The sequence below is a fragment of the Niallia sp. FSL W8-1348 genome (assembly GCF_038006745.1).
Lineage (GTDB): Bacteria > Bacillota > Bacilli > Bacillales > Cytobacillaceae > Niallia > Niallia alba.
On the sequence record NZ_JBBOVV010000004.1, the window covers coordinates 119,955 to 132,777 of the forward strand.

The 12,823-nt window shown below is 32.5% G+C and carries 12 protein-coding genes and 1 pseudogene; 10 read left to right on the forward strand and 3 right to left on the reverse strand.

The window, feature by feature from the left end:
• Window positions 1-31 precede the first annotated feature (31 nt).
• From NST60_RS25455 to lgt, 10 genes and pseudogenes are all read left to right on the forward strand, one after another.
• Entirely contained in the window at window positions 32-649 is a 618-nt protein-coding gene (locus NST60_RS25455) for a hypothetical protein (RefSeq protein ID WP_016204445.1), read from the forward strand.
• Window positions 650-780: 131 nt separating this feature from the next.
• A complete protein-coding gene (locus tag NST60_RS25460) occupies window positions 781-1,497 on the forward strand; it encodes a YwmB family TATA-box binding protein (RefSeq protein WP_016204444.1) in 717 nt (238 codons plus the stop codon).
• Window positions 1,498-1,649: 152 nt separating this feature from the next.
• Entirely contained in the window at window positions 1,650-2,756 is a 1,107-nt protein-coding gene (gene spoIIP / locus NST60_RS25465; RefSeq protein ID WP_016204443.1) for a stage II sporulation protein P, read from the forward strand.
• A gap of 124 nt (window positions 2,757-2,880) precedes the next feature.
• Complete coding sequence (locus NST60_RS25470; protein WP_016204442.1) at window positions 2,881-3,261, forward strand: hypothetical protein; 381 nt, start codon at window positions 2,881-2,883, stop codon at window positions 3,259-3,261.
• 236 nt (window positions 3,262-3,497) lie between these two features.
• The gene (locus NST60_RS25475; protein WP_016204441.1) at window positions 3,498-3,839 is read left to right on the forward strand and encodes a metal-sensitive transcriptional regulator; all 342 of its coding nucleotides are present in this window, start codon (window positions 3,498-3,500) and stop codon (window positions 3,837-3,839) included.
• A 15-nt stretch (window positions 3,840-3,854) separates the two neighbouring features.
• The gene (copZ, locus tag NST60_RS25480) at window positions 3,855-4,061 is read left to right on the forward strand and encodes a copper chaperone CopZ (protein ID WP_016204440.1); all 207 of its coding nucleotides are present in this window, start codon (window positions 3,855-3,857) and stop codon (window positions 4,059-4,061) included.
• 173 nt (window positions 4,062-4,234) lie between these two features.
• Window positions 4,235-6,673 carry a heavy metal translocating P-type ATPase gene (locus NST60_RS25485; RefSeq protein ID WP_016204439.1) on the forward strand — a complete coding sequence of 813 codons (2,439 nt, stop codon included), beginning with the start codon at window positions 4,235-4,237 and terminating at the stop codon, window positions 6,671-6,673.
• A gap of 220 nt (window positions 6,674-6,893) precedes the next feature.
• Window positions 6,894-8,455 (forward strand): annotated as a pseudogene (locus tag NST60_RS25490) (multicopper oxidase family protein).
• 91 nt (window positions 8,456-8,546) lie between these two features.
• A complete protein-coding gene (locus NST60_RS25495; RefSeq protein ID WP_016204437.1) occupies window positions 8,547-9,134 on the forward strand; it encodes a DUF1405 domain-containing protein in 588 nt (195 codons plus the stop codon).
• Between the two features lie 40 nt (window positions 9,135-9,174).
• Complete coding sequence (gene lgt / locus NST60_RS25500; RefSeq protein WP_016204436.1) at window positions 9,175-9,978, forward strand: prolipoprotein diacylglyceryl transferase; 804 nt, start codon at window positions 9,175-9,177, stop codon at window positions 9,976-9,978.
• A gap of 93 nt (window positions 9,979-10,071) precedes the next feature.
• Here lgt and NST60_RS25505 read toward each other — a convergent pair whose 3' ends face one another.
• Genes NST60_RS25505 through NST60_RS25515 form a run of 3 tightly spaced genes read right to left on the reverse strand, consistent with a single transcriptional unit; the run spans window position 10,072 to window position 12,691 of the window.
• A complete protein-coding gene (locus NST60_RS25505) occupies window positions 10,072-10,632 on the reverse strand; it encodes a TVP38/TMEM64 family protein (RefSeq protein ID WP_016204435.1) in 561 nt (186 codons plus the stop codon).
• On the reverse strand, window positions 10,629-11,312 hold the full coding sequence (locus tag NST60_RS25510; protein ID WP_016204434.1) for a response regulator transcription factor: 684 nt from the start codon (window positions 11,310-11,312) through the stop codon (window positions 10,629-10,631). The genes NST60_RS25505 and NST60_RS25510 overlap by 4 nt, the downstream gene beginning before the upstream one ends.
• Window positions 11,309-12,691: a HAMP domain-containing sensor histidine kinase gene (locus tag NST60_RS25515; protein WP_016204433.1), complete on the reverse strand. Its 1,383-nt coding sequence runs from the start codon at window positions 12,689-12,691 to the stop codon at window positions 11,309-11,311. Before NST60_RS25515 ends, NST60_RS25510 begins: the two co-directional genes overlap by 4 nt.
• Window positions 12,692-12,823: the final 132 nt, after the last annotated feature.

Consider the following 12,823-nt stretch of genomic DNA (forward strand, 5'->3'; position numbering starts at 1 on the left):
TACATTTATAATAATGTGGGAGTTGGAAAATATGAGCGTTGAAAAGATAAAAATTGCAGTCAACGGTGGTATCCAGTTTGGAGCTAAATTAAATGCAAAACAATTAGCGCTTTTGGCTAAATATTTAGATGAGGATCAAGAGGTAGAATTAACTACCTTTCAACAAATATACTTGGAGGTTCCCCAAAGTAATGCTACTGAAATTATGCAGGAATTTAGACTGAGTGGATTAAGTTGTTATCCTGTAGGTAATTATGTAAAAAGCTTACGTACATGTAATTTTTGTAAAGGGTCTGAGGAAGAAGGGATGCCTATAGCACAGGAATTGAACAGAATAATTGCAGGGAGAGAGGTACCATTTACCTTAAAAGCTGCATATACTGGTTGTCCTGTTGGTTGTGGTGAACCATTAGTTAACGATATAGGAATAATGAAAATAAAAGATACTTACTCCCTCTATATAGGAGGTAAAGCAACTGGAAAAGATGCAGAAATAGGAACATTATTAATGAAGGAACTTTCACCAGAGGAACTATATAGAAAGGTTGAGGAAATATTAGAATTATATATTAATGAAGGAAAGAAAAGAGAAAAGTTTTATAAATTTGTTAACCGAATTGGAATAGATCAGATCAAGGAACGTCTTTGATAGAAAAGGTAATAGAGCGATTCTATTACCTTTTTTATATTTTTCTAGTTTACTTAATGTTATAGATTAAAAGATATTAAGGTATAAAAGTAATTAATATAGGACACTATGAAACTAAAGGGGGATATTTTATGAAGAAAACAATTATCTATATAACTGCTTCTGTCCTTTTAATTTCTTTATTTTTTTATTTTAATTATAAGGTTTCTGGAAAAGAGGATAAATTATTAAAAACCATAGTTAATCTTCAATCAATTAATGCTGATATTTCTCAATGGTCTATCTACACGAAAAAAGAAAAGAAGAGTAATACTTCATTAAATATATATTATCAAAGAGAATCTGAATTAAAGAAAAAATATCAACAGTTTAATTGGGAAGTTGAGAAAGATAAAAATCATCATATTAAGTTAACTGGTACATTAAAAGACCAAAATATCCAGCAGTTAATTACCTTAACTGCATATAATGAAAATGATAAATATAACATTTTAGAAACTTATAGTTATAAAAGCACAGATTGGAATAAAGAGGAATACCAAAATGTTTTGAAATCACTAGATGAGAAAGAAAACTACTTTTTTACTGTTAAGGCTTTAGTAAGAAAGAAAGAAAATATTAAACAAATTTCAACGCTACTTTTGAAAAAATTTACAGCAAACTCTATTGAAAAATTAGTTGAAGATGATTTTGTTTCAATTACTGCTTATAACAAGTCGTGGAAGGATTATTTATCTAGTAATAAAAAAAACAAATTTAACATTCAATTTGGTATAAGGACAAATAAAGAGCTTCAAGACACTTATAATTTAACAATTGGAAGCCCTATTATAACAGAAGAATATTGAAACTTTTAAAAATGGCTACCATAATGAGTAGCCATTTTTTATATAATCTTTAAAATACCTGTCTCTTTGAATGTGCAGAAAACATGCAGACTACTGATGAAACTATTACATATAAATATGTAGATACCACTATCAAATAGGGAGGTCAAATTATGATACGAATATTAAATGGTTATCTACTAGCTATTATTATTGTCATGTATTTTAGTATTTTCCTAATAAATTATCTGAAATCAGATATAAAACTTTCATCAGACATTGTTTCTGTTTCTACTAAGCAACTAGATGCAGATATTCTTTCTTCTTTATTTGAAATTGGACAGTTTCAACTATCAGATGTTAACGAAGAAATTAAAAAACCATCTATTTTAAACGGCGTAGTTTGGCTTACTTCAAATATTTGGCCTGAAGATATAAGGACTTTTTTAGGAAGAGAATTAGTAGGATTTTCGCAATTTAATACTGAGATAGCTATCGCAGGGAAAGGGACTAATCTAGCAACGCTACCAATAGAGTCTCCGCCTCCTAATGAGGATATTCTTACAAATGAAAATAATAGCAGTTCCAATGAAGACAAAATAGAATCTCCAAAGAACGAAGCTTCTAATAAAAATGTTGTATATATATACCATTCTCATAGTTGGGAAGCATTTTTACCACAACTTTCAGGTATTACAGATCCAAATCAGGCGTCTAGTTTGGACGAAAAGAAAAATGTAATCCAAGTGGGTACCCAATTGCAAAATGAATTATTAGAGAGGGGGATAGGAGCTGAACATAGTACTACCAATGTAACAGCAGAACTTAAAAAAAAGGGTTGGAGTTACGCTCAATCCTATAGTTTAACAAGAGAAATCGTCCAAGAAGCTACTACTAAGGAAAAGTCTTTAGTTTATCTTATTGATATACATAGGGATTCACAGGCAAGAAAGATTACTACGTTAGAGTTTAATGGTATTGAATATGCAAGATTATTCTTTGTAGTTGGAAAGGAAAATAAAAACTATGAACGAAATCTCAAATTGGCAAAAGAACTAAATGAAAGATTAGAAAATGAGATTCCTGGAATTAGTAGGGGAGTCTTTGTGAAAAGTAAAGATGAAGGGAATGGGGTATATAATCAAGATTTATCAAGTAATTCAATCCTCTTAGAATTTGGAGGGGTGGATAATAAGCAGCAGGAACTTTTCAACACGGTTGATGAATTTGCCGAGGTGTTTAGTGAGTATTATAGAGAAGTAGAGGAAGTAAATAATTAATTAGCTTTTAGTAGCTAGTTGGTTACTGTAAAACACTTTATTTTGTGTTAGATAAAAAATCCACACTTTCTTCAATGTTTTAATCTATATTAAGCAAGTAAAATAATCGAATGGAGTAAAGAGAATGAAAGTTAAACGGGTAATAATAACAACACTTCTTTCATTTATCATCATTATCTTAGCAGGATGTATGTCCACTCTAAGTGAAAAAACAAATACAGCAGTTAATAGTGAAGAAAAATTAAAGGAAGTAGTTCTTATAAGTGACAATAAAAAGACAAGTAAAAATTGGAATCTGGTTGATATTCCAGATAAAATAGAGATACCCAATAATAAAAAGGATGTACAGGTTTATGAAGAGGAAGTAGGACATTCAGTATATAACGGAATTTTTGTCAATTTCATGGATGTAAAAGATTTAAACGGTTTTAGTAATATATTAATCGGATACCATCACAAGGAAATTTGTTTGACATCAGAATTAAATGCACATGCTAATGTTTAACAATAAAATTTAATGAAAGGGTACGCTTTAAACGGTTTTCAGAGCGTACTTTTTTATATATTTTCCACTTAAATGCTTTGTATATTGCATATGTATTTGAATTTTTTTAGCAAAAAATACATGATTGTTAAACATAATAATTAGTAAACAGAGAAGAAAAAAGAAAAAATTTAAATTTAGGCTTTACATAGGGTACGGGGGTATACTATAATGTGCTTGTGGAGGTGAAATAGTTAATGGCATCCGTTTTAGATAATGATGAATCTTTAGAGGAAACTCATTGTTCCACTTCAAGTGAGCGAAAAAGCCATCACTCCAATAAGGTTAAACAAAATCTTATCACCAGGTTAAATCGGATTGAAGGTCAAATACGAGGTATAAAAGGATTAATAGAGAAAGATACTTATTGTGATGATGTTATAACTCAAATTTCTGCGACACAAGCAGCTATGAATAGTGTTGCAAAAATTTTACTTGAGGGCCATTTGAAAGAGTGTGTTGTTGAGCGTATTCAAGAAGGTGACCTAGAAGTAGTAGATGAAGTATTAATTACAATACAAAAATTAATGAAAAAGTAAAAGGAGAAGATAAATATGGAAAAAGTAACTTTAAATGTTCAAGGTATGTCTTGTAATCATTGCGTTAACTCAATTGAAGGCAATGTAGGTAAGCTCAATGGTGTATCAAATGTAAAAGTTGACCTTGGAACCGGAACTGTTCTTGTAGAGTTTGATAAAGAAGTATTAACATTAGATAAAATTAAGGAAACAATCGATGATCAAGGTTATGATGTACAATAATGCAACAAGGGCGAACGTTTTAAAATAACGGTTGCCCTCTCTTTATAAAACATTTATACCCCCATAGGGTATAAATGTTTTGTGACAAATTAAATAAGAATATAAACTCTAGTTTGTGTAACATTAAGAAAATGTTTGATAACGGTAAATCGAAAGTTATAGGAGGGTATAAAATGGAAACAGATAATCGCTCATTAGCACAGCCTAAACCTAATACTAATGATAATGAAAGTGTTTCACTAAATATTACTGGAATGACATGTGCCGCATGTGCTACTAGAATCGAAAAAAACATATCAAAAGTGCAAGGTGTTCAAAAAGCAAATGTAAATCTTGCTACTGAAAAGGCAGCAGTGACCTATAATCCTTCGCAAGTATCAATTGAAGAGATAATTGAAAAAGTTAACAAAACAGGGTATGGGGTTGAACAAGAAAAAGTAAATTTAAATATTATAGGTATGACATGCGCTGCATGTGCTACTCGTATTGAGAAAGTATTGAATAAGGTAGACGGAGTAAAAAATGCTAATGTTAACCTCGCTACAGAGAAAGCTAGTGTTGAATATATCCCTGGAAGTACCAATGTAGATCAATTAGTTAATATGGTAAGGAAAGCTGGCTACGATGCAAAATTAGTTAGTGAAAATGAAGGAGATTATGAACAGAGTACTCGAGAAAAAGCTTATAGAAAGCAAAAAATAAAATTTATTGTTGGTGCCATTTTATCCATACCTTTTTTAGTCATGATGATATCAGATTTTATGATGGAGTACGGAAATGGAGGGTTCTTTCACTTAAATCCTTGGATTCAATTTTTACTAGCCACTGTAGTTCAATTTTATGTTGGGGGTCATTATTACCGCGATGCTTATAACTCAGTTCGGGGAGGTAGTGCTAATATGGCTGTCCTAGTAGTACTAGGAACGTCTGCAGCCTATTTATACAGTTTAGTTGTTACTATAATGGGAACTGGGCAATATCTTTATTTTGAAGCAGCAGCTATAGTTATGACTCTAATTGTATTAGGAAAGCTACTTGAAATAAGGGCTAAAGGTCAAACCTCAGAAGCCATAAAAAAATTAATGGGTTTACAGGCAAAAACGGCTAGAGTTATTCGAAATGGTGTAGAAATAGATATACCACTAGAAGATGTTCAAACAGGAGAACTTATTATTGTTCGGGTAGGCGAAAAAATACCAGTTGACGGAATAATTATAGAAGGAAATACAACAGTTGATGAATCCATGTTAACAGGTGAAAGTATGCCTGTAGGTAAAAAAGCTGGGGATAATGTTATTGGTGCTACTATGAATAAACATGGTTCATTTAAATTCCAGGCAACGAAAGTTGGGAAAGATACTGCCCTTTCTCAAATTGTTAAGCTAGTAGAAGAAGCTCAAGGATCCAAAGCTCCAATTCAGCAAGTTGCAGATAAAATTTCAGCAGTATTTGTTCCTATTGTCATTGTGATAGCTCTAGCTACTTTTGGTATTACATTCGCACTTGTTGGATTTACCCCGGCTTTAGTTAGTACAATTGCTGTACTTGTTATTGCATGTCCGTGTGCATTGGGATTAGCAACGCCAACTGCTGTTATGGTAGGTACTGGTAAAGGTGCTGAAAATGGACTACTTATAAAAGGTGCTGAACACCTTCAAAACTCACAGCGAGTAACAACTGTAGTATTAGATAAAACCGGTACTATTACTAAGGGTGAACCTGATGTAACAGATATTGTTCCTTACGGTAACCTTTCTAAAGATGAAATATTACAAATTGCTGCAACTGCTGAAAAAGGATCGGAACATCCACTTGGAGAGGCAATTGTAAACAGTGCAACAGAAAAAGGAATAGACTTATTAAAAGCTAATAATTTTAATGCTATTCCAGGGCATGGGATTGAAGTTAGTATCAATAAACAAAAGATATTAATCGGTAATAAAAAGCTTATGGCCCAGAATAATGTAAATATTAATGCTTCTATTGATACTATGGAAAAATTTGAAGGTGAAGGAAAAACTGCTATGCTTATGGCTATTGATGACAGTCTAGCAGCCATAATTGCCGTAGCAGATACTGTTAAAGAAACATCCTCGGATGCCATTAAGGCTTTAAAGAAATTAGGAATTGAGGTCATAATGATTACGGGGGACAATCGACTTACAGCAGAAGCAATTGCCAACCAGGTTGGTGTAGACCGAGTGCTCGCAGAAGTTCTGCCAGAAGATAAATCTGCCGAGGTAGAAAAACTAAAGAAAGAAGGAAAAGTTGTTGCGATGGTTGGAGATGGAATTAATGATGCTCCGGCACTTGCTGCTGCTGATGTAGGCATTGCAATTGGAACTGGTACAGACGTTGCAATGGAGGCAGCGGACATTACGCTAATGCGCGGGGATTTAATGGGAATAGTCGATATAATTCTTCTGTCCAAATCAACGATGAGAAAAATACGACAGAATTTGTTTTGGGCATTTGCATATAATATCATCCTCATACCGGTTGCAGCCATTGGATTATTAAATCCAATACTCGCCGGTGGTGCTATGGCTTTTAGTTCCGTGTCCGTTGTAGGAAATACATTATTTCTTCGCAAATGGAGACCAATTAGATAAATGGATAAAAACAACCTGCAAATTATCTGCAGGTTGTTTGTTTTATTTAGGGGCAACTACTGTTGTACTGTTGTTGCTGTTTTATATTTCTACCTATACGTTCTAGTTATTTTTAGACTAGAACGTATAACGTTTAAAATTTATGAACTTTTGTTCATATAAAATGCATAAAATCTTCAATTATTTTTAATATCATAATTCATGAAAGTGAGGAGAGAGTATGAAATTAAAAATACTAGCATTAATTGGATTCCTATTATTAATCCTTTCAGCATGCTCCAATAAACAAAACGAGAGTATAAATCGAGCAGATGTTGAAAAACAGGCTGAGAAGATTTCTTCAGAAGAAACAACTAAGACAGAAATCTTAAAAGGGAATGAGTTTACGATTGTTGCAAAAGAGGCAACTCATCAATTAACAAAAGATATTAGTGTAGATGCTTGGACTTTTAATGGTTCGGTACCAGGTTCTCAAATTCGTGTAATGCAAGGGGAAAAAGTAAAAATCAACTTAAAAAATGAACTTCCCGATCCTGTAACTATACATTGGCACGGTATTGTTCTTCCAAATAATATGGATGGTATACCTGGAGTTACTCAAAATGCTGTACAACCAGGTGAGACATTTACTTATGAGTTTACACCCCGAATTTCTGGTACTTATATGTATCACACTCATCAAGACGGTGTTAATCAACTTGATAAAGGTCTATATGGTGCCTTAATTGTTGAACCAAAAGAAAAAACATACGATCGTGATTATACGTTAATGCTTGACGAATGGATGAGTAATCCAGAGGAAGGTATGGATATGAGCGATATGGAAGGTATGGACATGGGTGAAAGTGATGAAATGGAAGGTATGGATATGGATATGGATACGAGTAATGATGGCGGAAGCATGACGATGGACGATATGAGCGCGTATGACATTTTACCATCAATGGAAAAAGTGGTGAGAGTATTGAGCCTTTAAAAATGAAGGAGGGTGAGACGGTAAGACTCCGTTTAGCTAATATTGGGTATATGACACACAAAATGCATTTGCATGGTCAGAAATTTAATGTAGTTGCGGTTGATGGGCAAGAAATAGAAAACCCAGAAGTAATAGAAGATCAGTTAATCTCAATATCACCAGGTGAACGGTATGATATTGAGTTTGTAGCAGATAACCCAGGAGAATGGTATCTGGAGTGTCATGGAAATATGGAAGGAACAGCTGGAATGAAAGTGAAATTACAATATGAAGGTAGTTCCTTATCTACAGACAAACCGAATCAGGATATAGAACTTCCAGAGTTCACATACACAAATTATGGTTCTTCAAAAGACGGTGAGTTCACTCTAAATCAGAAGTATGATGTTGAATATACAATGAACTTAAATACAGAAGTATTAGATAATAATATGGCTTACACAATCAATGGAAAAGCTTTCCCTAATACAGAAAATATTATGGTTAAAGAAGGTGACCTTGTAAAAGTAAAGATTGTGAATAACTCTAAAGGTGAAGACCATCCTATGCATTTACATGGTACATCTTTTCAAATTTTAAGTAAAAACGGTAAAAAACTTGAGGGTGCATCAATTATTAAAGATACTGTAAATCTAGAACCCGGAGATGAGTATGAGATAGCTTTCAAAGCAGATAACCCTGGGAATTGGCTATTCCATTGCCATGATTTACATCATGCTTCTGCAGGTATGGTAACAATGGTTAAATATAAAGGATTTCAGCCTACTTTTATTCCAGATGAAAATGCTAATAATCAGCCAGAATAAATGATATAAAACAGGGTAAAATGCGGCCTTTAAAAGGCCGCATTTTACTGCTAATTAATGATAGTAACCTATTGGAAAGGAAGTGTATCATTTGAATTTTACTTCATTACTTACAAATAGAAAGGCATTGTTTATTCTGTTAGTAGTTAATATTATAGGCACATTATATGGATTTTTATGGTATGGAGGCCAACTATCAGTTACACCTAATAAATATCTAATTTTTGTTCCAGATAGCCCAACAGCTAGTTTATTTTTTGTTTTTGTATTAATTGCTTTATTTTTGAAAACTAACTTACCTCTGTTTGAGGCACTAGCTATAGTAACACTATTGAAATATGGAATATGGGCAGTTGTAATGAATTTATTAGTTCTGATAGAAATAGGCTATTTAGATTGGTCTAGTTACATGCTGATTTTTTCCCATGGAGCAATGGCAATCCAGGGTTTATTATATAAAAACTCCTATAAAATAAAAGGTTGGCATCTAGTAGTTGCTGCAATTTGGACTCTTCATAATGATGTGATTGATTACCTATTTAAAATGATGCCAAGATACAGCGTACTAGACAATTATATTCCGCAAATAGGCTATTTTACTTTCTGGTTAAGTGTATTTTCAATCAGCATTACGTATGTTCTTTGTATAAGAAGGAAAAAAGCAATATCGGAAATTTGAAATTTTGGCTAATCTAAAAATTTAAACGAGGTGAATCTTTGTGGAAAATATTCAACCGCTAAATAGAGTCGCTTTTGAAATTGGAACTTTCACTGTTTATTGGTATGGAATTATTATTGGAGCTGGTTTACTTCTTGGTTGGATTCTTGCTACAAAAGAATCTAAAAGACAAGGTCTTCCTAAAGATACTTTTTCGGATCTTTTATTATGGGCTATACCGATTTCCATTCTTAGTGCCCGACTTTATTATGTTTTATTTAAATGGGAATATTACTCGGAAAATCCAGGGGATATCATTGCAATTTGGGAAGGTGGTATTGCCATACATGGAGCTATTATTGGAGGGGCATTAACGGCTTGGTTTTTTGCTAAAAAGAAAGGTTTATCCTTTTGGCAATTGGCTGACATTGCTGCACCTAGTCTTATACTAGGTCAGGCAATAGGGCGTTGGGGGAACTTTATGAACCAGGAAGCTCACGGCGGCAAGGTTACTAGAGATTTTCTGGAGAATTTAAATTTGCCGGATATTATTATTAATCAAATGTATATTGACGGTACGTACTATCATCCCACTTTTTTGTATGAATCCTTATGGAATATTCTTGGTTTTACTTTATTAATTGTTGCTAGAAGAATTGTTTTCCTTAAAAAGGGAGAACTATTTTTAGTTTATATAATGTGGTATTCTTTTGGGAGATTTTTTATTGAAGGGTTAAGAACGGATAGCTTAATGCTTACAACTAACTTACGTGTTGCACAAGTAATTTCTTTGATATTCTTTATTTCCGCTGTCCTATTAATCTGGTATAGAAGAAGGAAGGCATACAAAAGTGGGATAATGTAAAGTATACAAAAATAGGCTCCTTGTTTTCGGAAGCCTATTTTTGTTGTTTTTTCTATGATAAGTGTCTTAATCTCCATTTTTCATCTTATTGCTTTATTTTCTTTTTTTTCTAAACTCTTTTAAAATATATATTAATAACAGGATTAGTGAGCAATATATTATTGTCTCTTTCCATCCAGATGAATTGATGCTGAATACCTTATTAATGGAATAAACTTCAATTAGAAGCGATGGGATTTTTCCTATTGTACTAGCTATAGTAAAAGGGATAATTCTAATGCTACTTAATGCTGCGGTTAATGTCACGGCACCTGAAGGAATAAAAGGAAGAATTCTTAACAGGATTATAAGTATTACGGCTTTAGATTCAGTTGTGCTTTGTAACTTTTTTAAGAAGTGACTTCTTATCTTATAATTAGCAGTAAAGCGATTTAATCCTTTACGATATAAGATAAAACTTACTATAGCACCTAATGATTCACCAATTATTGAAATAATAATTGCTAATTTTAAATCAAAATAAATAATATTTATAGTAGTAAGAAAAGCACTAGGAAGAACTCCAAAAATTGCTATTATAATATTTGCAATTATAGTAACAGTGGCTATAATTAAGGGGTTTCCTGGTAAATACTCTATAAAAAGGTCCCTCAATCAGATTCTTTTCCAATCCACTTGTATCCAACGCCCCAAACTGTTAATAAATATTCCTCTGATGGAAAACCAGCCTTCCTAAGTTTATCACGCAAGTTTCTTATGTGAGAATCTATAGTTCTATCTTCTGTTTCTACGCCATGGCCCCATATGGAGTGTATAAGATGGTCCCTTGTGAACACCTTATTATGGTTTTGGAGAAATAGCTTCATAAGTGCAAATTCCTTAGGAGTAAGAGGTATATTCTTCATCTGATAGTGTAATTCAAAAGACTCTTGATCTAAGGTTAAACCGTCAAACTGTATTAATTCCAACCTATTACCCTTTCTTCTTAATACTGCTTCTATTCTAGCAACAAGTTCCTCCCCATCAAAAGGTTTGGATATATAGTCATCTGCTCCTGTATTTAAGCCTTTTACAACATCCTTTTTATCTGTTCTTGCAGTAAGCATTATTATTGGGGTGTCCCAGTATTTTTTTATTTCTATACATGCTTCCCAGCCATCCATATCAGGCATCATTAAATCTAATAATATAAGATCAACGGTGTTCGATTCTAAATAAAGTAAAGCATCCATCGCAGAACTTATTTTTTTGCAATTATAGCCTAGTGGTGATAAATATAGAGCAATTAGATCAAGCATTTGCTGTTCATCATCTACAATTAAGATGCTTTTCATTTGATTTCTCCTCCAAGATTTTTAAATGTTAGAATAAATGTTGTTCCGATATTAAGCTTACTTTCCACTCTTATTGTTCCTTCTTGTGCTTGGACCAATTCTTGGACAATCGATAATCCTAGCCCATATCCACCTAGTGATCTTGTTCTTGATTTATCAACACGGTAAAAACGATTAAAAATATAAGGTAGATCTTCCTCCGGTATTCCTTTTCCATTATCCTTTATCGTTATTTCCGTTTCTTTTTTTCTGAATCTAACCATAACATCTACTTTGCTCTTCACTGGAGAATACTTCATAGCATTATCCAATAAGTTGAATAAAATTTGTTCCATTCTTGCTGGGTCTCCATAAAAAGAAGTGGTTTTAGGACAAAAAATTGTTAAATCAATTTCTTTTTCTTTAAAGGCGGGAAACATTTTTATTTGTAGTTTTCCTAAAAGTTCATTTAAATTTATTTGTTGCTTCTGAATGAGAAATGTATTTTTATCAATCTTGGCTAACTCAAATAAGTCCTCTATTAAAGAAGAAAGTCTATTTGATTCTTCTACAATAATTTGTAAGTACTTTTCTTTTTCTTCTTCTTCAATATTTTTTCTTAGGGAAATATCTGCGTAACCCTTTATATAAGTCAACGGTGTTCTAAGTTCATGGGAAATGCTTGCTAAAAAATCATTTCTTTCTTTCTTTAAGAAATTTAAGTCTCTAGCTAATTCTTTTATGGAAACTGCTAGTTCACCTAACTCATCATTACTTGTCCTAGGAAGATCAACTAAAAAATTTCCTTTACTTATTTGATAAGTCGCTTCCCTCATCTTTACGAGTGGTTTAGTCAATGCTCTAGTAAGCAGTACAATCACAACGAAAGTTAAAAGAAGCGCAATTATACCAGCAAGAACAAAATGTTCATTTAACCTTCCAATTAAAGTGTGTATGGATGCTGTCTCTTGGTACATATAGACATATCCTATAGTTTCATTTTTTTGCATTATCGGACTTAAAGTAATAATGTAAGGTTTATTTTTCCAGTCATCTTCAACAACTTTCCCTTCACTCTTTAGTTCCTTTTTTTGCTGAATTAAATATTTTTTGTAATTATTATTGTCAAAAGATGTTCCCAAAATATCACCTTTTTGATTAACAATTACTACATCAGTTAAAGCTTCTGATTCCATTAAAATAACGTGACTAATGGAATCTTCTTCAAAATGTTTCTCTAGAATATCTCTATGAGAATTACCCCTTGCTTGTAAAGCGGATAGCTCTTCCTCAATTCTCACATTAACTAAAGAGCTATGAAGATAAGAAAACATAAATGCTTCTAAGCCAAAAATGATTATGAAAAATAGAATCCCTAGTTTTATGGAAAGTTTTTTCATTAGGTCACCTGAATTTATTTTATATTTTTTATAATACTCCAATTATATGAAGAAATTATGCAGGGAGTTAAATGTGTGATTCACCAAACGTTTATATTAGTGAATAAAGTTTTATTATGAACTTCTTAGTGG